The organism is Inquilinus sp. CA228, assembly GCF_052078665.1.
GTDB lineage: Bacteria > Pseudomonadota > Alphaproteobacteria > DSM-16000 > Inquilinaceae > Inquilinus.
Genome location: NZ_JBQJIK010000039.1, coordinates 41388 through 67017, shown reverse-complemented (window position 1 = coordinate 67017; position 25630 = coordinate 41388). Strand labels below are relative to the sequence as shown.

Sequence of the window (25630 nt, the reverse complement as noted above, 5' to 3'; positions counted from 1 at the left end):
CCGCCGCCGTGTCACGCGGCCGCCCGGATCACCGTCGCCTCGCCCGGCTGCCAGCCGAGCACGATCTCCTCGCCCGACCAGCCGGCGGCGTATTTGTCGACATGGCTCTCGACCCCGATCTCGCGCCCGTCCGCCAGGCCGATGGTCAGGTGCAGCGCATGGCCGGTGACCGCCTGGCCGATCAGCCGGCCGGGCAGGGTGTCGCCGCGCCCGGCCAGCGCCGCGCCTTGGGCCGCGCCGACCACGTCGATCGCCTCGGACGGCACCACCACCGCGGCGGCGTCGCCGACCTTCAGCGTCGGGTCGTTCAGCGTGCCGTGCAGCGGGCCGAAGCCGGTGACGACCCGGGCCACGGCGCCGTCCCGCGCCTCCAGCCGGCCCGGCAGCACGGTGTTGCGGCCGATGAAGCGGGCCACGAATTCGGTCTGCGGCCGGCGATAGATCTCCTCGGGCGGGCTGATCTGCTCCACCCGGCCGCGGTTCATCACCACGATGCGGTCCGACAGCGCCAGCGCCTCGGACTGGGCATGGGTGACGAAGACGAAGGTGATGCCGATGTTGCGCTGCAGCAGCTTCAGCTCGGCCTGGATCGACTTGCGCAGATTGGCGTCGAGCGCGCCCAGCGGCTCGTCCAGCAGCAGGATGTCGGGCTCGACCACCAGGCCGCGGGCCAGGGCGGTGCGCTGGCGCTGGCCGCCGGACAGGCCGGCGCTGCGGCGGTCGGCGATGTCGGTCAGGTCCAGCACCTGCATCATCCGGTCGGCCTTGGCCCTTCGCTCCGCCGCCGGCAGGCCCTTCACCCTCAGGCCGTATTCGATGTTCTGGCGCACGGTCATGTGCGGGAACAGGGCGAAGTTCTGGAAGATGGTCGAGGTCGGGCGGCGCTCGGGCGGCAGGTCGTTGATCCGCCGCCCGCGCACCAGGACGTCGCCGGCGCTGATCTCTTCGAAGCCGGCGATCATCCGCAGGGTCGTGGTCTTGCCGCAGCCCGAGGGGCCGACGAAGGAGATGAACTCTCCCTTCGCCGCGCGCAGGTCGAAATCGATCACTGCCGGCGTGCCGTCCGGATAGGTCTTGCCGACGTTCACGAGTTCGAGATCGTAGGTCACTGTGCGTCCCCTCGGTCCACGGTGTCAGGCGCTCAGGAACTCGTCCCATTTCTGGGTGACGTGGTCGTATTCGTCCGGCCACTGGTGCCAGTAGGCGACATGGGCGGCGCGGGTGGCCAGCGAGCCGCCGTCGCGCAGGTCGCCTTCCTTGATGCCGCGGTCGGGCGCGCCGACCCAGGGCTTGCCCTCGTACCAGAAGCCGTATTTCTCCGGCGCCATCACCGACTGGATGTTGGTGGTGGGGGAGTAGTAGCCCTGCTCCGACACCGTGATCGCCGGCGGGCCGGACAGCCAGTAATCGGCATAGGCCGTCACCGCCGCCTGGTTCGGCGAGCTGGCGATCAGCGACACACCGATCGCCCAGGCGCGGTAGCCCTCCTTCGGCACGGCGTAGCGGCAGGGCTTGCCCTGCGCCTTCACCGCCATGACGGCCGGCTGCCAGGCGTCGCACACCACCATCTCACCCGACGCCATCAGGTTCACCAGCTCGCCGAAATCGCCCCACAGGGCGCGGAACTGGCCGTCCTTCTTCTTCGACACCAGGAACTTCATCGCCTCGTCGATCTCGGCCTGGCTCGGGTTGCCGGGATTCTTGACGGCGGAGAGGCCGAGCGAGTTCATCGCCAGGATGGCCTGGCCCAGCGCGATCAGCGGGTCGGTGTTCAGCCCGGACTTGCCCTTGAACTTCGGGTCGAAGATCGCGGTCCAGGTGTTGGCCTCCTCGTCGGACAGCACCGACGGGTTGAAGCCGATGGAATCGTAGTTGTAGACCGCCGGCACCATCCACAGCTCGGTCTGCGCCTCGTCCTTCCAGATCTGGCCGACGATCTGCGCGCCGCGGGCCCATTTCGGGTCCGGCTTGGTGAAGGTGTCGCGGATGTTGGCCCAGTTCTTCAGCCCCGCGGCCGGGATGGCGGTGACGTTGTTGGTCATCACCACCGAGGGCAGCCGCTCGCCGATGGTCTCCCAGCAGTCGTAGTCGGTGGCGCCGGACAGGATCTTGGTCTGGGCGTCGGGGAAGGTCGCCGCCGTGCCCTGGGTGCCGCCGACGCCGGAGGCGGTCTTGAAATCGGCCAGGATGCGGTCCTGCACCGTGACCGACAGGCCGATGGTGCGCAGCTGCTCCTTGGCCAGGGCGCCGGCCTGGGCATAGGCGCGGCGCGAGTTGAGGAAGGGCGTGCCGCCGCCCATCGCCAGGGCGGTGGCGCCGATCGTGCCCTGCAGGATCTGCCTGCGGCTCAAGGCCGGAATCTGTGCCATGCGAAGTCTCCCGTTATCGTGAAAACCACCCGAAAACCGGCCCTTCTGCGGGGCCGCCAACACTTGGTGTTCAGTAGCGTCCGACCAGGAGGCCGCCATCGACGACGATGGTCTGGCCGGTGATGTAGCGGGCCGCCGGCGAGGCCAGGAACAGCGCCACGTCGGCGATGTCGTCGGGCTCGCCGACGCGGCCCATGGGGATGAACGAAGCCGCCTTCTCCAGCCCCTCGGGCCCCAGCGAATGCTCGCGCGACAGGGCCTGGGCGGTGCGGATGTAGCCGGGGGCGATGCCGTTGACGCGGATGCCGCTGCGCGCCAGCTCCACCGCCAGGCCGCGCACCAGCCCGACCACGCCGGATTTGGCGGCGGAGTAGTGGACATGCTCGTCCCAGCCATAGGCCACGCCCATGATCGAGGACAGGGCGACGATGGCGCCCTGGCCGCGGGTGCGCATGCCGGGCAGCGCGGCGCGGATCACGCGGAAGATGCCCTTCAGGTCGACGTCGAAGGTGTGGTCCCATTTGGCGTCGGTCATCTGCGACAGCGGCACGCGATGGGCGATGCCGGCATTGGCGACCAGCGCGTCCAGCGCGCCGTGCCGGGCCTCGACATCGGCGACCACGGCGTTGACCCGCTCGGTGTCGGTGACGTCGAGCGGCTGGAACTCGCTGCTGCCGCCGGCATCGCCGATCGCCTTGGCGGTGGCGCGGCCCTCGGCCTCCAGCACGTCGGTCACGACCACGTGATGGCCGGCGCCGGCGAAGGCCAGGGCCGTGGCCCGGCCGATGCCGATGCCGCCGCCCGTGATCAGGGCAACCTTGCGGGACATCATTCCTCCTACAGCATCACGTCGCCGGAATTGGGCCCCAGCGTCTGGCCGACATAGATCGCGGCGGCGGGGGAGGCGAGGAAGGCCACGGTCTCGGCCACATCCTCCGGCGCGCCGAAGCGGCCGAGCGGCAGCTGCGCCTTCTTCGCCGCCCGCCACTCCTCGGACAAGGCGCGCACCAGCTCGGTCTCGATCGGTCCGGGCGCCACCGCGTTGACCCGCACGCCGCGGGCGCTGACCTCGCGCGCCAGCGCTTTGGTCAGGCCGATGATTCCGGCCTTGGCGGCGCTGTAATGCACCAGGTCGACGCCGCCGATCTGGCCCAGCTGCGAGGCGATGTTGACGATCACGCCGTCACCGGCCGCCAGCATCGCCGGCAGGGCGGCGCGGCAGCACAGGAAGGTGCCGCGCAGATGCACCGCGATCATCCGGTCCCAGTCGGCCACCGCCAGCGCCTCGAAGGGCGATTGGTGGACATGGCCGGCATTGTTGACCAGCAGCGTGCAGTCGCCGAACGCGTCGCGACCGGCCGCGAAGATGCGCTCCACCGCATCGGCGTCTGAGACATCGGCGCCGACCGCCTCGGCCCGACCTCCGGCAGCGCGCAAGGTCGCCGCGACGGCCTCGGCCCGGTCGGCATGCAGGTCGGCGATCAGCACCGCGGCGCCCGCCGCCGCCAGCCGCTCGGCGATCGCCTTGCCGATGCCGCCAGCGGCGCCGGTGACGATGGCGGTGTGGTCGGCCAGCGCCCTCATCGCAGCTCCTCCTGGATCGCCATGCGCTTGGCCCGGCGGACCGACAGCGTCATCAGGATCCCGTAGACGGCCAGGAGGGCGAAGGAGAACAGGGTGGTCAGCACCCCGAAGGCGAAGATGTTCGGATGGATCTCGACCGAGAAGGTGCCGTAGATCGTCAGCGGCAGGGTCTGGCCGCCGCCGGCGGTGAACAGGGTGCGCGGGAACTCGTCGTAGCTCAGGGTGAAGGCGAACAGCATCGCGCTCAGCACCCCCGGGAAGATCAGCGGGAAGGTGATCTTGCGGAAGGTGCGGATCGGGCTGACGCCCAGGCTCCAGGACGCCTCCTCGATCGACCGGTCGAAGCGGTTGAAGATCGCCAGCATGACCAGGAAGGCGAAGGGGAAGGTGTAGACCACATGGGTGACGAAGGACGTCCCCCACCACGCCCGCGGAATGCCCAGCTCGTTGGCGACCAGCGCGACGCCGAGCCCGACCAGCACGCCCGGCACCATCATGCCCAGCACGATCAGGTAGAAGACGATGCCGGAGCCGCGGAAGCGCGACCGGAAGGCCTGGGCCGACAGGGTGCCCAGCACCGTGGCCACCACCATGGTCATGAAGGCGAGGGTCAGGGACCGGACCAGCGCGTCGCCGATCGCCAGCGGCGCCACGCGGGACGGCGGCGCCCAGCCGAACAGGTGCTGGTACCAGTAGGTCGACCACTCGATGATCGGGAATTGCGGCCCGCCCTCGGGCCCCGACTGGAAGCTCAGCGTCGCCAGCACCGCCAGCGGGCCGTACAGGAACACGATGAACAGCGCCGTGAAGGCCATCAGCGCGGTGCGGAGAAGCGGCTGCCCCTGCATGGCCTACAGCTCCTTCCGCAGGTCGACCAGGCGCAGCAGCCCGGCGACGACGATGCCCATCACCACGGTCAGGATCACGCCGACCACGGCGGCGAAGGCCCATTTCAGCGACCCGACCTGGGTGACGATGATGTTGCCCAGCAGGTTGACCTTGCGGCCGGACAGGGCGGCCGCGGTGGCGAACTCGCCCAGCACCATGACCGACACGAAGATCGCGCCGACGATCACGCCGGGCAGGCTCAGCGGCAGGATCACGGTGCGGAAGATGCGGCCGGTGCCGGCGCCCAGGTCCCGCGCGGCCTCGATCAGGCTCGGCTCGATCCGCGACAGCATGAAGGCGATCGGCCCGACCATGAACACGACGTAGATCTGGGTCATGCCGATGACGACGCTGAGCTCGGTGAACAGCAGGCCCGCCACCGGCTCCGACACCACGCCCAGCTTCATCAGCAGGATGTTGACCGCGCCCTCGGTGCCCAGCATCGGGCGCCAGGCCAGCACCCGGATCAGGAACGAGGTCCAGAACGGCACGACGCAGACCACCAGCAGGATGGTCTGGACCGTCTTGTTGCGGACGAACAGGCCGATATACAGCGCGACCGGATAGCCCAGCGCCAGGGTCGTCGCCAGCACGATCAGCCAGATCCGGACCGTGGTCCACAGCGCCGACAGATAGGTCGAGGTGCCGAAGAAGGTGCCCCAGTTCTGCAGGGTCAGCGTCGGCTCGATGGTGAAGGTCTTCTGGGTCCAGAAGCTGACATAGACCATCATCGCGATCGGGACGACCAGGAACGCGGTCATCCACAAGGCCCCCGGCGCCGCCAGCAGCGCCGCGACCCGCCGCCCGGTGCGTCGCCTTGGAACCGGGGCCGGTGCGGCCTCGGTCATGATCTCCGCTCCGGCGCTCATCGCCGCCCCTCGCGGAACACGAGGGCATCCGCCGCCGGCCAGCGCAGCGCATAGCGGCGCCCGGCGTCGAAGCTCCCCGGTCGGCGGTGGCTCAGATGATATTCGACCTCGACCGGCCGGCTGCCGGCGACGTCGAACAGATAGGTCACCCGGGCGCCGGAATATTCGCTGGCGATGAAGCGGCCGGGCAGGGCCGCCTCGCCCGGCGCCGCCGGCTCCGTCTCCTCCGCGACCGTCACCTTGTCGGCGCGGATGCAGTAGGCGGCGGCGCCCGCGGTGGATTCGCCCGGCAGCGGCAGGGCGGCCTCGGCGAAGCGGAAGGCGCCGTCGCCGACAATGCCCTCGAAGATGTTGTAGCAGTTCAGGAAGCGGGCGACCCGGACCGAGCCGGGCCGGTTGTACAGCGTCTGCGGCGGGCTGATCTCGGCGATCCGGCCGCGGTCCAGCACGGCGGTGCGGTGGCCCATCGCCAGCGCCTCCTGCTCATTGCCGGTGACATGCAGGAAGGTGCCGCCGAGCTGGGCCTGGATGCGCTTCAGCTCGATCATCATCCGCTCGCGCAGATTGGCGTCGAGCGCGCCCAGCGGCTCGTCCAGCAGTACGATCTTCGGGTCGGTGACCAGGGTGCGGGCCAGGGCGACGCGCTGCTTCTGGCCGCCGGAGATCTGGCTGACCGCCCGGGCGCCCAGGCCGGTCAGGCCCAGCAGCTCCAGCGCCTCGCCGACCCGGCGGCGGACCTCCGCCTCGTCGGCCACCGGGCCGCGGCTGCGGTGGCGCAGGCCGTAGGCGACGTTGTCGAATACGGTCATGTGCGGGAACAGGGCGAAGCCCTGGAACACGAAGCCGATGCCGCGCTCATGCGCCGGTGTCGACAGGATCGATCTTCCTTCCAGCCGCACATCGCCGTCATCCGGCGTCTCGAAGCCGGCGACGACCCGCAGCATGGTCGATTTGCCCGAGCCGCTGGGGCCGAGGATGGACAGGTATTCGCCCGCGCCGACCGCCAGCGACAGGTCGCTCAGCGCCGGCGCGCCGCCATAGGCCTTGGCGATGCCGCTCAGTTCCAGGAGCAGAGTCATGCGTCCCCGAATCTCCCAAGCCGTGCCCTGAGCCCCGCCATCCCGTCCGCGTCGTTCGGCGTCGCCGCTGCGCGGTTTCGATGCGAGGCTCGGGAAGCCTAGTCAAAAATGATTTTGGTATGCAATAGTCTTTTTGTGGTGACTGAAAGCTTCGCCATGTCGCGCGATTTGGTTCCTATCAGCCTCGATAGGCTTGTTTGTCCAAGTTTCAAGCAGGCTCTGAGACCCAGCGTGGCGCTTTGGGTATGCGATAGTCATTTTCTGGACGCCGTTGCCTGCGCGATGGGCAGCGGGCTCTTGCGCCGGGGCGCCGCGGGGGCCATCAGAGGACAGGGATCACCGGGACGGGCGGAACGCTGCTGCAGGACATGACGGACACGGCGACGAACGCGTCCCCGCCGCGGCTCTACGAGATCGTCGAGCGTGCGCTGCGGTCGTCGATCGGCGCCGGGCGGCTGCCGGCCGGGCTGGTTCTGCTGGAGGGCCCGATCGCCGAGGTCTTCCAGACCAGCCGCGCCCCGGTGCAGCGGGCGCTGGCGCGGTTGGAGGCGGACGGGCTGATCCACCGCTTCGAGGGCCGCGGCTTCCTGGTCGGGCCCGAAGCCGCCAGCGTCGCGCCGTTACGCGCCGACATCCGCGGCTTCGGCCTGGACGCGGCGGAGGAGATCGACGAGGCGCAGCAGTCCCGCGCGTCCTGGGAGCGGATCTACGCCACCGCCGAGCGGCAGATCGCCTCCTGCCTGGTGTTCGGCCGCTACCGCATCGTCGAGGCCGAGATGGCCGACCATTTTGGCGTCAGCCGCACCGTGGTGCGCGACGTGCTGGGCCGGCTGCAGGAGCGCGGGCTGATCGAGAAGAACGCCAGCTCGCACTGGATCGCGGGACCGCTGACCGCCCGGGCGATCCGCGAGCTCTACGAGATGCGCCGGCTGCTCGAGCCGCCGGCCCTGGTCAGCGCCGCGCCGTCGCTGCCGCCTGGCGAGGTCGAGGCGATGCTGGCCCGGCTGCGCCGGGCCGAGGCGGCAGGGCCGCGGCCGCCGCCCGAGACCATGGATTCGATCGAGGAGGATTTGCATGTCCGCTGCGTGCTGGCGACGCCGAACGCCCGGCTGGCCGACGCGCTGCGCCACAACCAGCTGCCGCTGCTGGCCACCCACGCCTTCACCCGCTCGCTCGGCATCGCCGACGACCAGCCGATCCTGACCGAGCATCGCCTGGTGCTGGAGCTCTTGGCGCAGGAGGCCTGGCCGGCGGCCGCCGCGGTGCTGGAGACGCATCTCCAGGCCGCCGAACGCCGCGCCGTCGCCCGCCTCAAGACCCTCGCCGTGATCCCGGTCCCGGCCAATCTGGCGCCTTACCTGACCAAGACATCGGAGCACGGGTAGGCGCCGCTCACCCCTCGCCGTCATTGCGAGCCATCCCACGCCGCTGTGCCGCCTCAAGCGACTCGTCGCGGATCGAGGTTACGACGCCAACCACCTCCGACGCCACCTGAGGGCGGCCCGCACCACGCCCGTGATCCCGAGCACCCGCTCAGGCAAGCGCCCGATCGCGCACGATGCACGGCGCTATCGGGACCGCTGGCGCATCGAGGCCGCGTTCTGTCGCTTGAAGGACTTCCGGCGTGTGGCCACTCGATATGACAAGCTCGCGGTCGACTTCGCCCCAGCCGTGGCGCTCGCCGCCGTCATCGCTTTCTGGTGCTAATCAATCGCGTCAAGGATCGACAAAACGACTATGCCGAATCGACCCGCTCAGAGATTTTGATCCCTTCTAGAAGCCAGGGCGAGTTTCTTAACGAGCCCTTCAGGAATTGGCTGGCTCGGCGAGAAGGTGACGCCAGTCTTGGTAGACTTGAGCCCGGCCGCGGCAATGTCGTCGGCATGCGATTTGATGGCGGAAGGAGATAGATAGAGGCCGCATTGCTTACTGAACGCTGCATAACCCGCGATGATGGATTGTCCGATCCTGAACCCTGGCATTTTATAGGCGATGACTTCTTCGGCGTCAGGCAGCGCGCGCGCAAGTTGAGCGCGCAATCGAACCAGCAGAGGGCGGAGGTCTTTAGGAGCCTCAGCTATGTAGGCGTCGTGATCAGCAAACATGGTCAGAGCAGGCTTCCGCTGGCGTGACATTCAAGGCAAGCGCCCACCATCTCAGTTTCAACCAGTTGGATGATTGGATCAAGCTGATCAGGAGAAAGGTCCGAAATGGGTCCAGGCCGTGTGAAAACTCCGAACTATGGGCGCTGCGCGAAACATTGATTCAAGGCCGAAGGACGTGGGATTCGTTCCTGCCGATCGAGGCGACCATCTCGGTTCCAATGTTGCTCGCTTCGAAGGCAACGACACGTTTTTACACAGCCTCGGTCGAAAGCGGTCGCTGCGGTCAAGCTGATTGAGTCCTGACCCTAGGGAATTCTGAAAGGGGCCAGCAATCCCGCCCCTATCCCGCCTCCGGCCGGAACTCCGCCTCCAGCCCGCGCAGCATCTCGAGCAGGCGGCGGCGGAAATGCTCGGCGAAGCGGTCGGCGGCGCGGGAGCGGGGCTGGCCGGCGGCGAAGGCCAGGCCGAACTCGTTCCACAGCAGCGGCCGGAACGGCCGGATGGCGATCGGCAGGTCGCGGAAATGGCTGGCCATCAGCGCGTTGACGATGGTCACGCCCAGCCCCTGCGCGGCGAAGGCGCAGGCCGAGCCGACCGAATGGGTCTCGACCCGCACCCGCGGCCGGAAATGGACGCGCCGGAACATCTGGTCCATCTCCGCCCGCGCCGGGCGCTGCCGGCCCAGCAGCACCAGCGGCTCGCCCTCCAGATCCTCGACCGACACCACCGCCTTCTCCGCCAGCCGGTGCCCCTCTGGCATGACGCAGACGCTGGTGGTGCGGGCGATCGCGATCGTGTCCATCCCGGCCTCGCCGGTCGGCAGCCGGACGAAGCCGAGATCGGCCTGGCGGGTCAGCACTGCGCGCTCGGTCTCGTGATAGGCGCCGGACAGGATCTCCAGCGCGACATTGCCGTGGTCGCGCAGGAACTCCTCGACGATCAGCGGCAGGATGGTCTGCGACATGCTGTGCGGCACGCCGATGCGCAGCAGGATCTGGTCGGAATTGCCGGTCCGCAGCGCCTCCGCCACATGCTGCACCCGCTGCACCCCGTCGACCGCGTCCTCGACCGAATCGAGCAGGCCGACCGCCTCCGGTGTCGGGATCAGCCGGCCCTTCTCGCGGGCGAACAGCTCCAGCCCCAGCTCGGCCTCCAGCTGGGTCAAGAGGCGGCTGACCGCCGATTGCGACAGGTCCAGCCGGGCCGCGGCGGCGGTGGTGGAACCGCTGCGCATGATCGCCTTGAAGGCCTCGAGCTGCTTGACGTTCATGCCGGCAGCGCCGATATCCGCGACACGAAGCACCCATCCGGGCCGCCGCCGCGCATGAAATGCGCATAGCCCGATGCGGATTCCGCATGATGTTGCGGGCTGTTCTCTCCCACGCCTAACGTCCCCCTCGCCACGCCGGGTCCGCCCGGCTCGGCCCATCATAAGCGAACAGGGACGCAGATGCGGGATTCGCGCGCCGGGGCGCCAGGCCGGCCATGACCGTCTTCATCATCCGCCGGCTGGTGCAGAGCGGCTTCGTGCTGCTGGTCACCTCCGTCCTCGTCTTCCTCGGCGTCTATGCCATCGGCAACCCGATCGAGATCCTGGTGCCGGCCGACGCCTCGCAGGCCGAGATCGCCCAGGCGGTCCAGTCGCTCGGCCTCGACCAGCCGCTGTGGCGGCAATACCTGACCTTCCTCGGCAACGCGCTGCACGGCGATCTCGGCCGGTCCTTCGTGTTCAACCAGCCCTCGATCAGCCTGATCTTCGAGCGGCTGCCGGCGACGCTGGAGCTGGCGTTCATCGCCCTCATGCTGTCGCTGGTGGTCGGCATCCCGCTCGGCGTGCTGTCGGGCCTCAAGGCCGGCAGCGGCTTCGACCGCACGGTGATGACGGGGTCGATCCTCGGCTTCAGCCTGCCCAGCTTCTGGCAGGGGATGATGCTGATCATGATCTTCTCGGTCATGCTCGGCTGGCTGCCCTCGACCGGGCGCGGCGCCACCGGCGAGGTGCTGGGCCTGCACACCAGCCTCGCCAGCTGGGACGGGCTGACCCACCTGATCCTGCCGGCGATCAACCTGTCGCTGTTCAACGTCTCGCTGATCATCCGCCTGACCCGCAGCGGCATGCGCGAGACCCTGCCGCTGGACTTCGTCAAATTCGCCCGGGCCAAGGGGCTGACCGAGCGGCGGGTGATCTTCGTGCATGTGCTGAAGACCATCCTGATCCCGATCGTCACCGTGGTCGGCATGGAGTTCGGAGGGCTGATCGCCTTCGCCACGGTGACCGAGACCATCTTCGCCTGGCCCGGCGTCGGCAAGCTGATCATCGACAGCATCATGCGGCTCGACCGGCCGGTGATCATCGCCTACCTGCTGATCGTGGTCGCCATGTTCATCGTCATCAACCTGGTGGTCGACATCCTGTACTCGGTGCTCGACCCCCGCGTCCGGCTGTCCGACGCATGAGCGACGCCGTGATCCCCCGCAAGCCGCTGCTCGGCGACGGCATCCTGGCCCAGGCCCTGCGCGGCATCCTGGACAGCAAGGCCGCCACCCTGGCCGCCATCGCCTGCCTGGTGCTGGTCGCGGTCGCCATCCTGGCGCCGTGGATCGCGCCGCAGGATCCCTACGACCTCGCCTCGCTCAGCATCATGGATGGCCGCCTGCCGCCGGGCAGCGAAAGCATGGACGGCTGGACCTACTGGCTGGGCACCGACGCCCAGGGCCGCGACATGGTCTCGGCCATGCTGTACGGGCTGCGCACCAGCCTCAGCGTCGGCGTGCTGTCCGGGGTCTTCGCGCTGGCCGTCGGCACCACGCTGGGGCTGGTGGCCGCATATTTCGGCGGCAGGATCGACACGCTGGTCATGCGCGTCGTCGACCTGATGCTGGGCTTCCCCACCATCCTGGTGGCGCTGATGATGCTGGCCGTGCTGGGGCAGGGGGTGGGCAAGGTCATCCTGGCCCTGGTGGTGGTGCAATGGGCCTATTTCGCCCGCGCCGTCCGTGCCGCGGCGCTGGTCGAGCGCGGCAAGGAGTATGTCGAGGCGGCGCAATGCCTGGGCTTGAGCAAGGCGCGCATCCTGTTCAGCCATCTGCTGCCGAACTGCCTGCCGCCGGTGATCGTGATCGGCACCATCCAGGTGGCCCATGCCATCGCCGCCGAGGCGACCTTGAGCTTCCTCGGCATCGGCCTGCCGATCACCGAGCCGTCGCTCGGCCTCTTGATCGCCAACGGCTACCAGGTGCTGTTGGCCGGGCTGTACTGGATCAGCGTGTTCCCGGGCCTGCTGCTGCTGGCGCTGATCTTCTCGATCAACATCGTCGGCGACCGCCTGCGCGAGGCGCTGAACCCCCGGCTGCAGAAGTGAGGGCCCCCAATTGGCGTCCAGGCCGATGACCGCCCCCACGCTCAGCGTCGAGAACCTGCAGACGCATTTCTTCACCAAGGCCGGGGTAGTGCGCGCCGTCGACGGGGTGAGCTTCCGGGTCGACCGCGGCGAGGTGCTGGGCCTCGTCGGCGAATCCGGCTCCGGCAAGTCGATCACCGGCTTCTCCATCCTCGGCCTGGTCGACCCGCCGGGCCGGGTGGTCGGCGGCCGGATTCTCTTCAAGGGCGAGGACTTGGCGGCGCTGCCGGCGGAGCGGCTGCGGCAGCTGCGCGGCAACCGCATCGCCATGATCTTCCAGGACCCGATGATGACCCTGAACCCGGTGCTGCGGGTCGAGACCCAGATGGTCGAGACCATCCAGGCGCATGAGCGGGTGTCGCGGGCCGAAGCCGTGGCCCGTTGCCGCGACGCGCTGGGCCGGGTCGGCATCCCGTCGCCGGAGGAGCGGCTGAAGGCCTATCCGCACCAGTTCTCCGGCGGCATGCGCCAGCGCGTGGCGATCGCCATCGCCCTTCTACACAAGCCGGACCTGATCATCGCCGACGAGCCGACCACGGCGCTGGATGTCACCATCCAGGCCCAGATCCTGGCCCAGGTGCAGACCCTGTGCCGCGAGACCGGTACGGCATTGATCTGGGTCAGCCACGACCTGGCGGTGGTCGCCGCCCTGGCCGACCGGATCTGCGTCATGTATGCCGGCCGGGTGGTCGAGACCGGCACGGTCGACGAGGTGATCGACCGGCCGGCGCATCCCTACACCATCGGGCTGATCGGCTCGGTGCCCGGCGACCGGCCGCGCGGCGCGAACCTGTTCCAGATCCCCGGCATGGCGCCGTCGCCGCTGTCGCTGCCCGAGGGCTGCGCCTTCCGTCCGCGCTGCAACCACGCCAGCGAGGCCTGCTTGGCGGCGCCGGAGACGACCCGGCGGGGCGACCGCGCCTTCCGCTGCTTCCACCCGCAGTTGGAGACCCGTCCATGACCGCGGCCCCCCTGATCGAGGCCGCCGGCCTGGGCAAGCGCTTCAGCAAGCGCCTGGACTATGCCGAGAAGACGGCGCGCTTCCTCGGCGCCAAGGTCGAGGAGCGGACGGTGCACGCCGTCGACGGCGTCGACCTGGCGGTGGCGCCGGGCGAGGTGGTCGGGCTGGTCGGCGAATCCGGCTGCGGCAAGTCCACGCTGGGCCGGATGATGGCCGGCATCCTGCCGAAGAGCGACGGCGCGATCCGCTGGCGCGGCCGGGACGTCGACGGGCTGGCCGGCGACGCGGCGCATGACGCCCGGCTGAAGGCGCAGATGATCTTCCAGGACCCCTTCGCCTCGCTGAACCCGCGCAAGCGGGTGCGCGACATCATCGGCGAGGCGCCGCGGGTGCATGGGCTGGTGCGGCGGCGCGAGGCCGACGGCTATGTCCAGGAGGTGATGCGCCGGGTCGGGCTGGACCCGGCCTATCGCGACCGCTTCCCGCACCAGTTCTCCGGCGGCCAGCGCCAGCGCATCGGCATCGCCCGGGCCCTGGCGGTGAAGCCGGACTTCCTGGTCTGCGACGAATCCATCGCCGCGCTCGACGTCTCGATCCAGGCGCAGATCCTGAACCTGTTCCTGGAGCTGCGGCAGGATCTCGGCCTGACCTACCTGTTCATCAGCCACGACCTCGGCGTGGTCGAGCATATCAGCGACCGGGTGGTGATCATGTATCTCGGCCGGGTGGTCGAGACCGCGGCGACCGCCGAGCTGTTCGACCGGCCGCTGCATCCCTACACCGTGGCGCTGCTGAACGAGGTGCCGCGGCTCAGCAACCGCAAGCGCAAATTCGAGACGATCAAGGGCGAGATCCCGTCGCCGCTGCATCCGCCCAGCGGCTGCCATTTCCACCCGCGCTGCCCGATGGCGACCGACCGCTGCCGCACCGAGCGGCCGGCGCTGCGCCCGGTCGCGCCCGGCCACCAGGCCGCCTGCCACCTGATCTGAGGCGCTGAACGCGCCCGAAACCGAACAGAGGAGAGCACGATGTCGATGATGCGGAAGACCCTGGGCGGCGTCGCCCTGGCCCTGGCGCTGAGCGCCGCGAGCTTCGGCGCCGCCTGGGCCGCCGACCTGACCATCGGCACGGCGACCGAGCCCTCCGCCATCGACCCGCAATTCTCGCGCACCGGCAACAACCAGTCGATCGCGCAGCACATGTTCGACCGGCTGGTGCAGACCGACGAGAACCTGCAGGTGCAGCCGGCGCTGGCCCTGTCCTGGACCTCGGTCGACCCGACGACCTGGGAGGTCAAGCTGCGCCCCGGCGTCAAGTTCAGCGATGGCTCGGACCTGACGGCGGAGGACGTGATCTTCTCGCTCGACCGTGCCAAATCGGTGCCGAACAGCCCGGCCCCCTTCACTGGCGCGGTCGGCAGCATCGCCGCCATGACCGCGGTCGACCCGCTGACCATCCGCTTCACCACCAAGGCGCCGACGCCGCAATTCATCGAGCAGGTCGGCCTCGTCTACATCGTCTCGAAGAAGGCATCGGACGGGAAGGCCACCAGCGACTTCAACTCCGGCGCCGCCGCCATCGGCACCGGGCCCTATGTGTTCAAGCAATGGGTGCCGGGCGACCGGCTGGTGCTGGCGCCGAACTCGCATTACTGGGGCGACAAGCCGGCCTTCGAGAACGTCACCATCAAGTTCATCTCGAACGACGCGGCGCGGATGGCGGCGCTGCTGTCCGGGTCGGTCGACCTGATCGACGGCGTGCCGCCGAACGACGTGGCCACGGTCGAGAGCAGCGGCAAGGCCAAGGTCTATTCCACCACCTCCGGCCGGCTGATCTACCTGGCGCTGGATTCGGCGCGGGACCAGAGCCCGTTCGTCACCGACAAGAACGGCCAGCCGCTGGCGGCCAACCCGCTGAAGGACAAGCGGGTGCGCCTTGCCGTCTCGAAGCTGATCAACCGCGACCTGATCATCCAGCGCCTGCTGAACGGCTCCGGCACGGCGGCCGGGCAGATCGTGCCGGAAGGGCTGGGCGGCTACGCGACCGACGTGAAGCCGGAGGCCTATGATGCCGCCGGGGCCAAGGCCTTGCTGGCCGATTCCGGCTATGGCGACGGCTTCGGGCTGACGGTGCATTCCTCGAACGACCGCTTCGCCGGCGACGCCGACATCGCCCAGGCGATCGGCCAGATGCTGGCGCGCGGCGGGCTGAAGATCAACGGCGTGGTCACCCAGCCCTACAACGTCTATGCCGGCGCCGCCTCGAAGCAGGAGTACAGCGCCTTCATCTTCAGCTTCGGCAACAGCAACAGCAACTCGGCCAACGCCCTGACCAATGTGCTGGCGACCTACGACAAGGACGCCGGCAAAGGCGCCTTCAACCGCGCCCGCTACTCGAACCCCGAGTTCGACGCGGTACTGAAGCAGGCGCTGGCGGAGTTCGACGAAGCCAAGCGCAACCAGCTGCTGGAGCAGGCGGCGCAGATCGGCTTCGGCGATGTCGGCATCGTGCCGCTGTACTTCCCGACCGTGCATTGGGCGGCGCGCAACGGCATCACCTACCGCGCCAACAAGAACGAATGGACCCTGGCCACCTATGCGGAGGCGGCCAAGTGAGCTCGGGCGAAATCCAGGCGCTGCGCGACCGGATGGTCACCCTGCGCGACGGCGTGCGGCTGGCGACCGATGTGTACCTGCCGGCCGGCCACCGCATCGGCGTCGACGCCCCGCTGCCGGCGATCCTGGAGCGCACGCCCTACGGCAAGACCGAGCTGTCGCGCTCCGAGATCGGGGTCGGCATGGACGGGCCGATGACCCGGCCGCAGGTGGCGGCGCATTTCGTCCGCGCCGGCTACGCCGTGGTCTTCCAGGACTGCCGCGGCCGCCACGGCTCCGAGGGGGCGTTCACGAAATACACCTCCGAGGGGCCGGACGGCTTCGACACGGTCGCCTGGATCACGGCCCAGCCCTGGTCGAACGGCAAGGTCGGCACCATGGGCCTGTCCTATGCCGCCCACACCCAGTTCGCGCTGGCCTGCCTGAACCCGCCGGGCCTGGCCTGCATGGTGGTGGATTCGGGCGGCTTCTCGAACTCCTACCAGTGCGGCATCCGCCAGGGCGGCGCCTTCGAGCTGAAGCAGGCGACCTGGGCCTTCAGCCAGGCCAAGGAAAGCCCGGCGGCGCTGGCCGATCCCAAGGTGCTGGCGGCGCTGGAGGCCGAGGACATCCGCGCCTGGTTCGCCGCCATGCCCTGGCGACCCGGCCATTCACCGGTGCGCGCCGTGCCGGACTACGAGGCCTATCTGTTCGAGCAATGGACGCAGGGGTCCTTCGGCGACTACTGGAAGCAGCTTGGCATCTATGCTGAGGGGTATTACGACCGCTTCCCCGACGTGCCGATGGTGCTGATGTCCAGCTGGTACGACGCCTATGTCCGCACCACCATGGAGAACTATGGCGCCCTCAGCGGCCGGACGGCTCCGGTCCAGCTGATCATGGGGCCGTGGCTGCACGGCAACCGCAACACCACCTTCAGCGGCGACGTCGAGTTCGGGCCGGCGGCGACGATCGACGGCAATGTCACCTCAAGCTGGCTGCAGTTCCGCCGCCGCTGGTTCGACCGCTGGCTGAAGGGCATCGGCAACGGCGCCGAGGCGGAGCCCACGGCGCGGCTGTTCCTGATGGGCGGCGGCAGCGGCCGGCGCACGGCAGAGGGCCGGCTGGACCATGGCGGCCGCTGGATCGCGGCGCCGGACTGGCCGCTGCCCGGCACCGCCTTCACCGACTACCATTTGCACGAAGACGGCCGGCTGGACCCGGCCCCGCCGCAGGCGGAGCAGGCATCGATCGCCTACCAGTCCGACCCTTCCGACCCGGTGCCGACCATCGGCGGGGCCCTGACCTCCGGCCAGCCGGTGTTCGAGGGCGGCGGCTTCGACCAGACCGAGGGCGAGCGCTTCTTCGGCAGCCGCCGGCCCGGCCTGCCGCTCTCCGCCCGCCCCGACGTCGTGGTGTTCGAGACCGAGCCTTTGGCCGCGGACATCGCGGTGGTCGGGCCGATCGAAATCCGGCTCTTCGTCTCCTCCGATGCGCCGGATACCGACTTCACCGCCAAGCTGATCGACGTGCATCCGCCGACCGCGGACGACCCCAAGGGCTTCGCCCTGAACCTGACCGACGGCATCCTGCGCTGCCGCTACCGCGACAGCTGGGAAAGCCCGTCGCCGCTGGAGCCGGGCCGGGTCTACGCCATCACCATCGAGCCCTTCGCCACTGCCAACCTGTTCAAGGCTGGCCACCGCATCCGGCTCGACATCGCCTCCAGCAACTTCCCGAAATACGACGTCAACCCGAACAGCGGCGAGCCGGAGGGCACGGGCCGGCTGAAGCGGGTGGCGACCAACCGGATCCATCTCGACCGCGCGCACCCGTCGCGGATCGTGCTGCCGGTGGTGCCGGTCGGGTCGCTGACGGACCTGCCGAAGCCGGGGGAGGGGTGAGGGCGGCACCCTCATCACTATTCCTCGTCATCCCGGGCGCGGCGCAGCACGAAGTGATGCGCCGCAGAACCGGGATCTCGCTCCAGAACGTACAGAGATCCCGTGTCTGCGCAGCGACACTTCGCGCCGCAGCGCGCACGGGATGACGATCCGTGAGTATGAGGTCGGGTCGTCCTACTGCAGCATCGCCTCCGGCAGGGGCGAGCCGTGGTACTTCTGGTAGATGTCGTTCAGCTTGCGGTTCTTCAGGTTGGCCGACACCCACTCGTTCACCTTCTCCATCAGCCGCGGCTCGCCCTGGCGCAGGCCGATGGCGAGGTCGAAGGTGCGGATCAGGAATTTCGGCTCGAAGGCGCGGTCCGGGGCTTTCTGCTTGATCTGGTTCACCAGCGTCGCCGAGGTGGCGACGATCTGGGCCTGGCCCGAGACGGCGGCGGTCACCATGGTCGCGTCGTCGTCGTAGCGCACCACCTGGAAGCCCTTCTCCGCCGCCAGCTTGGTCAGCTCGGTGTCCTGGGTGGTGCCGCGGGTGACGGTCACCGACTTGCCCTGCAGGTCCGCCCAGTCCTTGATCGGGTCGCTCGCCGGGGCGCCGATCACCGATTGCAGCGCGGCATAGGGCTTCGAGAAGTCGATCACCTTGGCCCGCTCCGGCGTCACCGACAGGGTCGAGATGATGATGTCGGCCTTGCCGGTCTGCACGTTCGGGATGCGGGTGGCGCCGGTGGTCTGCACGAACTCAAGCTCCAGCCCCCAATCCTTGGCCAGCAGCTGCGCGGTCTCGACGTCGGAGCCGGTGGGCTTCATCTGGTCGTCGATCATGCCCGAGGGCGGGATGGCCAGGTCCGTCGCGATCCGGATGGTCTTGGCGGCCATGATGTCGTCCAGCAGGTCGGCCCGGGCGGTCAAGGCCCCGAGGCTCAGGGCACAGGCCAGGGCGATCGCCCGGCTCCAGCGGATTGACGGCTGCATCTGCGTCTCCTCCTTGTCTATGTTCTGGTTGGTTGTTCTGATGAGACGGGCGGGCTCAGAGCTCGTTGGCGACGAACTGCTGCAGCTCCGGCGTTTCGGGGTTGACCAGGATCTCGGCCGGCCCCTGCTCGTGCACCCGGCCGCGATGCATGAAGACGATGCGGTCCGCCACGCGACGGGCGAAGCCCATCTCATGGGTGACCATGATCATCGTCATGCCGCGCGCCGCGAGATCCTCCATCACCTTCAGCACCTCGCCCTTCAGCTCGGGGTCGAGGGCCGAGGTGACCTCGTCGAACAGCATCACCTTGGGCTGCATCGCCAGCGACCGGGCGATGGCGGCGCGCTGCTGCTGGCCGCCCGACAGCTGCTCGGGATAGGCATCGGCCTTCTCGCCGAGGCCGACCTGGTCCAGCACGCCGCGGGCCAGTGCCCGGGCCTCGACCCGCGGCACCTTCTTCACCGAGACCGGGGCCAGGGTGATGTTCTGCTCGATGGTCAGATGCGGGAACAGGTTGTAGCTCTGGAACACGATGCCGACGTCCAGCCGCAGCCGGCGCAGGTCGATCTCCGGGTCGCTGACCTTGTGGTCGCAGACCGTGATCTCGCCGCCGTCGATCGTCTCCAGCCGGTCGATGCAGCGCAGCGCGGTGCTCTTGCCCGACCCGCTGCGGCCGATCAGGGCCGTGACCTGGCCCCTGTCGACGGCGAAGGACACGCCGTCGAGCACGGTCAGCTCGCCGAAGCTCTTGCGCACGTCCTGCAGCGTCACCATCGCGGTCATCGCGTTCTCTCCCTGATGTCTTCTTGAGGCCCGGTCAGGCGAGGGCCGGCTTCAGCCGCGGCACATGGCCCGTCCGGCGCTCCAGCCTGCGGCTGAGCAGTGAGACCGGGTAGCACATGGCGAAGTAGAGAACGGCGATCACCATGTAGATCGCGAAGGGCTGGAAGATGGAGTTGTTGATGATCTGCCCGGCCCGGGCGAGCTCGACGAAGCCGACCACCGAGGCGAGGGATGTGTTCTTGATGATCTGCACCATGAAGCCGACGGTTGGCGGCGTGGCCAGGCGCACGGCCTGTGGCAGGATCACCTTGAACAGGCGCTGGCTGCGGCTCAGCGCCAGGCACTCAGCCGCCTCCCATTGCGGCTTCGGCACCGCCTCCAGGCAGCCGCGCCAGATCTCGCCGAGATAGGCGCTGACATAGATCGTCAGCGACACGCCGGCGGCCAGCAGCGGCGGCACGTCGATGCCCAGCGTCGGCAGGCCGAAATAGGTCAGGAACAGCAGGACCAGCAGCGGCGTGCCCTGGATCAGCTGGACATAGCAGCCGACCGCGACGCGCAGCAGGCGGCTCGGCGCGATGCGGCCGAGGGCAACGCCGAAGCCGACAAGGCCGCCGCCGATCAGCGCCATCAGCGACAGCACCAGGGTCCACAGCGCGCCCTGCAGCAGGAAGTCGAGATGGTTCAGGTTCAGACCGGATTGCATGGCGTCCTCGCGGTCAGAGCGGCGTGCCGAGCCGGCGGCGGCGCGGGAACAGCATCAGGCCGAGCCCCCAGAAGCCGGCCCGCATCAGCAGCGAGAGGGCGATGTAGAGCAGCGCGACGACGATGTAGGTCTCGAAGGCGCGATAGGTGTCGGACTGGATGAAGTTGGCGACCGCCGTCAACTCCTCGGCCGAGATCTGCGAGACGACGGAGGAGGCCAGCATCAGCAGCACGAACTGGCTGGTCAAAGCGGGATAGACCCGCTCCATCGCCGGGCGCAGCACCACATGCCAGTAGATCTGCACCCGCGACAGGCCCAGGCATTCCCCGGCCTCGATCTGGCCCTTCTGGATCGAGTCGAAGCCGGCGCGCATGATCTCGGCGGTGTAGGCGCCGACATTGATGGTCAGCGCGATCACCGCGACGGTGACGGCCGGCAGCGACAGGCCCAGGCTGGATAGGCCGAAATAGACGACGAAGATCTGCACCAGGAAGGGCGTGTTCCGGATCGCCTCGACATAGACACCGCACAGCCGCGACAGCCAGGCCGACCGGCCGCGCCGGCCGATCGCGCACAGCGTGCCGAGCGCGAAGCCCAGCACCGTCGAGGCCAGGGCCAGGCGGATGGTCAGCCAGGCACCGTCCAGGAACATCGGCCAGCGCTCGAGCACGACGGAGAAATCGAGGGTGACGCCCATCGCCGCCTCCTCTAGCTGCCGTTCGGGCCGCCGCTGGGGGACGAGGCCTGCCCGCTCATGCGGTCATAGACGCGGAACAGGGCCTGGTTGCCGTTGCCGCCCTCGCCATGGGCCCGGGCGTCGAGATACTGGCTGGTGACCAGCGCCGTGGCGGGCAGGGGGACGGCCTTGCCATAGGCCAACTCCTGCACCAGCCGCAGATCCTTCAGCATCAGGTCGATGCGGAAGCCGGCGCCGGCATCGCCGGAGATCATCGCCGGCCCCAGACGGTCCAGCATCCAGGAGGCGGCGGAGCCGCCGAGCAGCACCTCGCGCATCTGGTCCAGGTCGACGCCGCAGGCCCGGCCTAGCGCCAACGCCTCGCAGATCGCCTGCAGGTTGATGCCGCAGATCAGCTGGTTGCACAGCTTCACCGTCTGGCCGGCGCCGCTGTCGCCGACATGGGTGATGGTGGTGCCCATGCCGCGCAGCACCGGCAAGGCGCGGTCGAAGGCGGGCCGGGCGCCGCCGGCCATGATCGTCAGTGTGGCGGCGCGGGCGCCCTGCGGCCCGCCGGAAACGGGCGCGTCCAGCAGGTCGATGCCGGCGGCGGCCAGGTCGGCATGCATCCGCCGCACCGCCTGCGGCGCGATCGTGCTCATGTCGACCACCAGCCGGCCGCGCGGTGGCGCCGCCAGCAGGCCACCGGGGCCGTACACGACCTCCTCGACCTGCGGCGTGTCGGGCAGCATGGTGACGACGATGTCGGCGCCTTCGGCCGCCCCGGCCACGCTGGCGGCGGGGATGGCGCCCTGCGCCGCCAGGGCGTCGACCGCCGCCGGCACCAAATCATAGGCGCGCACCGCATGGCCGGCGCGCAGCAGGTTGGCCGCCATCTCGCGGCCCATGGTGCCGAGGCCGATGAAGCCGACGATATGCTTGGGCTCCGCCATGGCTCAGCCCTCCCGCTCCAGCTGCGCCAGCTTCTCGACCCGGCGCTTGAAGTCCTCGCTGGGCTCGAACTCGGCGGCGAGATAGGCGGCGACCAGGTCGCGCGCCAGCCACGGTCCGACGATCTGGGCGCCGACGCACATGACGTTGACGTCGTCATGCTCGACCGCCTGATGCGCCGAGTGGAAATCGTGGCAGACGGCTGCCCGGATACCGCGGATCTTGTTGGCGGCGATGGCCGCGCCGACGCCGGTGCCGCAGATCATCAGCCCGCGGTCGGCGGCCCCGCCGGTGACGGCGGCGCAGACCGCCCGGGCGATGTCCGGGAAGTCGACCGGGTCGGGGGTGTGGCTGCCCACATCCGCTACCGCATGGCCGAGGCCCGCAACGAAGTCGGCGATCTCTCGCTTCAGGGGAAAGCCGGCATGGTCGCAGCCGATCACGATCTTCAACACGGGTCTCCTTGTCGGGTGGGCCGTCAGCCTTGCGGCCTGGGCGTCTCGAAGGCCTTGCGGCGGTATTCGTCGCCGATCTCGAAATGGCGGCGCAGCAGCTCGTCCGAGCGCTGCACGTCGCGCGCCACCAGCGCCTCGAAGATCCGGTGGTGGTGGTCGATCAGGAACGACCGGATGCCCGGCACCTTCAGGATCAACTCGCGCCGCCCGCGATGCGACCGGTGCACCAGATCGGAGATGGCGGCGTAGACGCTGCGCAGCGTCTCCGACCGGGCAGCCTGGACGATGCCGTTGTGGAAGTCGAAATCGGCCTCGCCGCCCGCCACCGGGTCGTCGATCGTGGCCTCGATCCGCTGCAGCGCCGACCGGATGCGCTCGAAATCCGCCAGGGTGGCGCGGCGGCAGGCCAGGCGCACGGCCTGGCACTCGATCGCGATCCGCGCTTCCATCACGTCATCGATGACGTCCGACTGCTGGGCCAGGACGAAGGTGAAGAACTCGCCCAGGGTCGAGGCGTCGGGCTGGCGCACGATGGTGCCGACGCCGTGCCGGATCTCGACCGCGCCCAGCATCGCCAACGCCCGCAGCGCCTCGCGCAGCACCGGCCGGCCGACGCCCAGCAGTGCCGACAGGTCGCGCTCCGGCAGCAGCCGGTCGCCGGTCTTCAGCGCCCCCGACAGCAGCTGCTCGCGCAGGAAGGCGAAGACCTTGTCGTATCCGCCCGGGGCGTCGTCGGGATCGCGGGTGAGCTTGATGAGGTCGGTCATAGTGCTCTTACCGTGGTAAGACCACTTAAACGAACGGGAGGGGCCGCTGTCAACCCTGTCGTCCGATCAAGCTCACCCTTGGTGTGCGAGAGAGGCGTCGTACAGGCAGCAGAAGGCGGCGGCGGCGTCGCGGGCGATCGCGGCGACCAGCGACGGCAGCCGCGACATCGGCGGGTCGAGATGCACCGCGGCGTAGCGGGTGGCCGGGAAGGGCGGGTGCACCTTGAGGACGTGCAGGATGCCCTCGCGCAGCTCGCGCTGGATCACCACCGGCGGCAGCACGGCGATGCCGATGCCGGCGATGGTCATGCTGACCGTGGTCGACAGCGAGTTGGAATAGTGCAGCACCGGGTCGCCGACCCCGGCGAGGTAGTCGAGCAGCCGGGCGTGGTTGTGGGCCCCAGGCTCGTAGGAGATGATCGCATGGGCGGCGATGTCCTCCGGCCGCAGCGTCCCGTCGGCGGGGCGGGGCAGCAGGGCGGGGCCGGAGATCCAGAACATGCCGAAGGTGCAGAGGTCGAGGACCTTGCAGCCGTCCGCCCCGTCCGGCCGGATGATCAGCGCGACGTCGATCTCCCGGTCCGACAGCTTCTGCAGGATGGTGTGGGACGCGTCGGTGGTGACCGAGAAGCGGACATTGGGGAACTGCCGGCGCAGCGTGCCGGCGATGTCGGGCAGCAGGGTCAGGGCCATGCTCGGCACCAGGCCGATCCGCACCGCGCCCTTGATCGCCGAGGTCGGGTCCAGGCTCTGGACCAGCTCATGATAGCGGGCCACGATCTCCTGCGCGCCGTCGACGAAGGTCTGGCCCTCGGCGGTCAGGCGCACGTCGCGGGCGTCGCGCTCGAACAGCTTGAAGCCCAGCTCCTGCTCCATCGCCGCGACCCGGCTGGAGATCGCGGCCTGGGTGATGTTCAGGCGCTCGGCCGTGGCCCGGAAACTGCGCAGGCGCGACAGCCAGATCGCGGTTTCGAGGAAGCGGATGTTCATGGCGGGTCGGCGGTGCCCCGATCAGGATCTGAGATCCTGATTGAGGGCGCCGGCGAGCCCCGCGTAAAGGCCCGTGTCAGGCGGCGCCGCGGGCCAGCACCTTGCGGCTCGCCCCCGACACCTCGCCCAGCTTGGCGCCGTGCTTGACCGTCAGCTCGCGCTCGCGCCCCACCTCCTGCCGGCGCAGCGCCTCCGCCGCCACCACCTGGACCTCCGCCCGCGGCAGCACCAGCACGCCGCTGTCATCGGCCAGGATCGCGTCGCCCGGCATCACCACCACGCCGCCGCAGGCGACCGGGATGTTGAGGCCGCCGCCGAGGTCGTAGAGCCGGGTGGTGATCGGCGAGATGCCGCGGGCCCAGATCGGGAAGTCGGACTCCTCGATCTCCGCCAGGTCGGTGCAAGGCCCGTCGACGATGCCGGCGACCGCCCCCGCCGCCTTGGCCGCCACGGTGACGCCGCCGCCCCAGCAGGCGTGGCGGTCGTCGCCGAGGCGGTCGACGACCAGGATGTCGCCGGGACGCAGCAGGCCGGTGGCGTGGTGCAGCAGGGTCGAATCCGGCCCTGGGATGGCGACGGTGACGGCGGTGCCGACCACCCGCTTGCCGCGCAGCAGCGGGTGAATGCCGTGATGCATGAAGCCGAACAGGCGCCAATGCCCGACCGTGGCGGTCTCGACCCCGGACAGCAGGTCGAGATGGGCCTGCGGCACCGGCGGCGGCATGTCGTTGATCGTGTACATCGGCGTCCTCACGCGCAGGCCAGGCGGCGGTGGTCGTTCATCGGGATCGATGTCCGCGCCCGGCGGATCTGCTCCGGCTCCACCCGGGCGGTGACGAAGCCGACCCCGTCCGAGGCGCGGGCGACGACATGGCCCCAGGGGTCGCAGACCAGCGAATGGCCGTAGGTGTGCCGCTTCTCGCCATTCGACACATGGGCACCCCACTGGCCGCAGGCGGCGACATAGGTCTGGGTCTCGATCGCCCGGGCGCGGGCCAGCACCTCCCAATGGTCCTTGCCGGTCTGCAGCGTGAAGGCGGCGGGCAGCACGATCACGTCGGCACCCTGCTTGGCCAGGGCCAAGAACAGCTCGGCGAAGCGGATGTCGTAGCAGATGGCGCAGCCGACCTTCAGCCCCTCCATCTCGTACAGGACCACGTCCTCGCCCGGCCGCACCGTCGCCGATTCCCGGTAGGCGGTGCCGTCCGGCGCGACGATGTCGAACAGATGGATCTTGCGGTAGCGCGCGGCCTCGCGCCCGTCGCGGTCGAACACGACCGTGGTGTTGTAGATCCGGTTCTCGCCCGGGATGCGCTCCATCAGGCTGCCGGCATGGACCCAGACGCGGTTGGCCTTGGCCACGCTCTGGGCCATGGCATAGGCGGCGCCGCCCGGCGCCGGCTCGGCCGCCGCGACCTTGTCGGCGGTTCTGCCGCCGTACAGCTCGAAATACTCCGGCAGCACCAGCAGGTCCGGCTTGTCGGTGCGGATGGCGTCTTCCATCAGCACCATGGTGTTGCCGAGATTCTCGGCCCGGTCGGTCTGCGGGTTGGTCTGGATCAGGCTGATCTTCAT

General features: G+C 69.4%; 26 protein-coding genes and 1 pseudogene. 8 read left to right on the top strand and 19 right to left on the bottom strand.

Annotated elements, in window-relative coordinates; genetic code table 11:
* Positions 1 to 11 precede the first annotated feature (11 nt).
* From ACTOWL_RS20175 to ACTOWL_RS20145, 7 genes are all read right to left on the bottom strand, one after another.
* Positions 12 to 1109 (bottom strand): ABC transporter ATP-binding protein, encoded by a 1098-nt coding sequence (locus ACTOWL_RS20175; protein ID WP_441323063.1) that lies wholly within the window; start codon positions 1107 to 1109, stop codon positions 12 to 14.
* Positions 1110 to 1133: 24 nt separating this feature from the next.
* Positions 1134 to 2369 (bottom strand): ABC transporter substrate-binding protein, encoded by a 1236-nt coding sequence (locus ACTOWL_RS20170; protein ID WP_441323062.1) that lies wholly within the window; start codon positions 2367 to 2369, stop codon positions 1134 to 1136.
* Between the two features lie 70 nt (positions 2370 to 2439).
* Positions 2440 to 3198 carry an SDR family NAD(P)-dependent oxidoreductase gene (locus ACTOWL_RS20165; RefSeq protein ID WP_441323061.1) on the bottom strand — a complete coding sequence of 253 codons (759 nt, stop codon included), beginning with the start codon at positions 3196 to 3198 and terminating at the stop codon, positions 2440 to 2442.
* 8 nt (positions 3199 to 3206) lie between these two features.
* Entirely contained in the window at positions 3207 to 3953 is a 747-nt protein-coding gene (locus ACTOWL_RS20160; protein WP_441323060.1) for an SDR family NAD(P)-dependent oxidoreductase, read from the bottom strand.
* Positions 3950 to 4801, bottom strand: coding sequence for an ABC transporter permease (locus ACTOWL_RS20155; RefSeq protein ID WP_441323059.1), 852 nt, complete (start codon positions 4799 to 4801; stop codon positions 3950 to 3952). The genes ACTOWL_RS20160 and ACTOWL_RS20155 overlap by 4 nt, the downstream gene beginning before the upstream one ends.
* A gap of 3 nt (positions 4802 to 4804) precedes the next feature.
* On the bottom strand, positions 4805 to 5689 hold the full coding sequence (locus tag ACTOWL_RS20150) for an ABC transporter permease (RefSeq protein WP_441323058.1): 885 nt from the start codon (positions 5687 to 5689) through the stop codon (positions 4805 to 4807).
* A gap of 17 nt (positions 5690 to 5706) precedes the next feature.
* Positions 5707 to 6789, bottom strand: a complete 1083-nt coding sequence (locus ACTOWL_RS20145; protein ID WP_441323057.1) for an ABC transporter ATP-binding protein — start codon at positions 6787 to 6789, stop codon at positions 5707 to 5709.
* Between the two features lie 368 nt (positions 6790 to 7157).
* Here ACTOWL_RS20145 and ACTOWL_RS20140 point away from each other — a divergent pair, with 368 nt between their 5' ends.
* Positions 7158 to 8174, top strand: a complete 1017-nt coding sequence (locus ACTOWL_RS20140) for a GntR family transcriptional regulator (protein WP_441323056.1) — start codon at positions 7158 to 7160, stop codon at positions 8172 to 8174.
* Between the two features lie 49 nt (positions 8175 to 8223).
* Positions 8224 to 8496: pseudogene (locus ACTOWL_RS20135) on the top strand (transposase); the annotation flags it as partial.
* A 47-nt stretch (positions 8497 to 8543) separates the two neighbouring features.
* Here the strand turns inward: ACTOWL_RS20135 and ACTOWL_RS20130 are convergent.
* A complete protein-coding gene (locus tag ACTOWL_RS20130; protein WP_441323055.1) occupies positions 8544 to 8924 on the bottom strand; it encodes an iron chaperone in 381 nt (126 codons plus the stop codon).
* Positions 8925 to 9234: 310 nt separating this feature from the next.
* Positions 9235 to 10197 carry a LysR family transcriptional regulator gene (locus ACTOWL_RS20125; RefSeq protein WP_441323054.1) on the bottom strand — a complete coding sequence of 321 codons (963 nt, stop codon included), beginning with the start codon at positions 10195 to 10197 and terminating at the stop codon, positions 9235 to 9237.
* 182 nt (positions 10198 to 10379) lie between these two features.
* On the opposite strand from ACTOWL_RS20125, the gene ACTOWL_RS20120 reads away from it, so the two are divergent.
* Genes ACTOWL_RS20120 through ACTOWL_RS20095 form a run of 6 tightly spaced genes read left to right on the top strand, consistent with a single transcriptional unit; the run spans position 10380 to position 17754 of the window.
* Entirely contained in the window at positions 10380 to 11351 is a 972-nt protein-coding gene (locus tag ACTOWL_RS20120) for an ABC transporter permease (RefSeq protein WP_441323053.1), read from the top strand.
* On the top strand, positions 11348 to 12256 hold the full coding sequence (locus ACTOWL_RS20115) for an ABC transporter permease (protein WP_441323052.1): 909 nt from the start codon (positions 11348 to 11350) through the stop codon (positions 12254 to 12256). The genes ACTOWL_RS20120 and ACTOWL_RS20115 overlap by 4 nt, the downstream gene beginning before the upstream one ends.
* 25 nt (positions 12257 to 12281) lie before the next feature.
* On the top strand, positions 12282 to 13256 hold the full coding sequence (locus tag ACTOWL_RS20110; RefSeq protein WP_441323051.1) for an ABC transporter ATP-binding protein: 975 nt from the start codon (positions 12282 to 12284) through the stop codon (positions 13254 to 13256).
* A complete protein-coding gene (locus ACTOWL_RS20105; protein ID WP_441323050.1) occupies positions 13253 to 14245 on the top strand; it encodes an ABC transporter ATP-binding protein in 993 nt (330 codons plus the stop codon). The genes ACTOWL_RS20110 and ACTOWL_RS20105 overlap by 4 nt, the downstream gene beginning before the upstream one ends.
* Positions 14246 to 14284: 39 nt before the next feature.
* Positions 14285 to 15871 carry an ABC transporter substrate-binding protein gene (locus ACTOWL_RS20100; RefSeq protein WP_441323049.1) on the top strand — a complete coding sequence of 529 codons (1587 nt, stop codon included), beginning with the start codon at positions 14285 to 14287 and terminating at the stop codon, positions 15869 to 15871.
* Entirely contained in the window at positions 15868 to 17754 is a 1887-nt protein-coding gene (locus ACTOWL_RS20095) for a CocE/NonD family hydrolase (protein ID WP_441323048.1), read from the top strand. Before ACTOWL_RS20100 ends, ACTOWL_RS20095 begins: the two co-directional genes overlap by 4 nt.
* Before the next feature lie 174 nt (positions 17755 to 17928).
* Here the strand turns inward: ACTOWL_RS20095 and ACTOWL_RS20090 are convergent, their stop codons facing one another.
* The 10 genes from ACTOWL_RS20090 to ACTOWL_RS20045 form a co-directional block, all read right to left on the bottom strand.
* Positions 17929 to 18726: a transporter substrate-binding domain-containing protein gene (locus ACTOWL_RS20090; protein WP_441323047.1), complete on the bottom strand. Its 798-nt coding sequence runs from the start codon at positions 18724 to 18726 to the stop codon at positions 17929 to 17931.
* A 55-nt stretch (positions 18727 to 18781) separates the two neighbouring features.
* A complete protein-coding gene (locus ACTOWL_RS20085; protein WP_441323046.1) occupies positions 18782 to 19510 on the bottom strand; it encodes an amino acid ABC transporter ATP-binding protein in 729 nt (242 codons plus the stop codon).
* 34 nt (positions 19511 to 19544) lie between these two features.
* The gene (locus ACTOWL_RS20080; protein WP_441323045.1) at positions 19545 to 20216 is read right to left on the bottom strand and encodes an amino acid ABC transporter permease; all 672 of its coding nucleotides are present in this window, start codon (positions 20214 to 20216) and stop codon (positions 19545 to 19547) included.
* Positions 20217 to 20229: 13 nt separating this feature from the next.
* Positions 20230 to 20913 carry an amino acid ABC transporter permease gene (locus ACTOWL_RS20075; protein ID WP_441323044.1) on the bottom strand — a complete coding sequence of 228 codons (684 nt, stop codon included), beginning with the start codon at positions 20911 to 20913 and terminating at the stop codon, positions 20230 to 20232.
* Between the two features lie 11 nt (positions 20914 to 20924).
* Positions 20925 to 21845, bottom strand: coding sequence for an NAD(P)-dependent oxidoreductase (locus tag ACTOWL_RS20070; RefSeq protein ID WP_441323043.1), 921 nt, complete (start codon positions 21843 to 21845; stop codon positions 20925 to 20927).
* A gap of 3 nt (positions 21846 to 21848) precedes the next feature.
* Positions 21849 to 22286 (bottom strand): ribose 5-phosphate isomerase B, encoded by a 438-nt coding sequence (rpiB, locus tag ACTOWL_RS20065; protein WP_441323072.1) that lies wholly within the window; start codon positions 22284 to 22286, stop codon positions 21849 to 21851.
* A 35-nt stretch (positions 22287 to 22321) separates the two neighbouring features.
* The gene (locus tag ACTOWL_RS20060; RefSeq protein WP_441323042.1) at positions 22322 to 23065 is read right to left on the bottom strand and encodes a FadR/GntR family transcriptional regulator; all 744 of its coding nucleotides are present in this window, start codon (positions 23063 to 23065) and stop codon (positions 22322 to 22324) included.
* Positions 23066 to 23137: 72 nt separating this feature from the next.
* On the bottom strand, positions 23138 to 24055 hold the full coding sequence (locus tag ACTOWL_RS20055; protein ID WP_441323041.1) for a LysR family transcriptional regulator: 918 nt from the start codon (positions 24053 to 24055) through the stop codon (positions 23138 to 23140).
* Positions 24056 to 24131: 76 nt separating this feature from the next.
* Positions 24132 to 24797: an RraA family protein gene (locus tag ACTOWL_RS20050; RefSeq protein ID WP_441323040.1), complete on the bottom strand. Its 666-nt coding sequence runs from the start codon at positions 24795 to 24797 to the stop codon at positions 24132 to 24134.
* An 8-nt stretch (positions 24798 to 24805) separates the two neighbouring features.
* Positions 24806 to 25630, bottom strand: a complete 825-nt coding sequence (locus ACTOWL_RS20045; RefSeq protein ID WP_441323039.1) for a carbon-nitrogen hydrolase family protein — start codon at positions 25628 to 25630, stop codon at positions 24806 to 24808.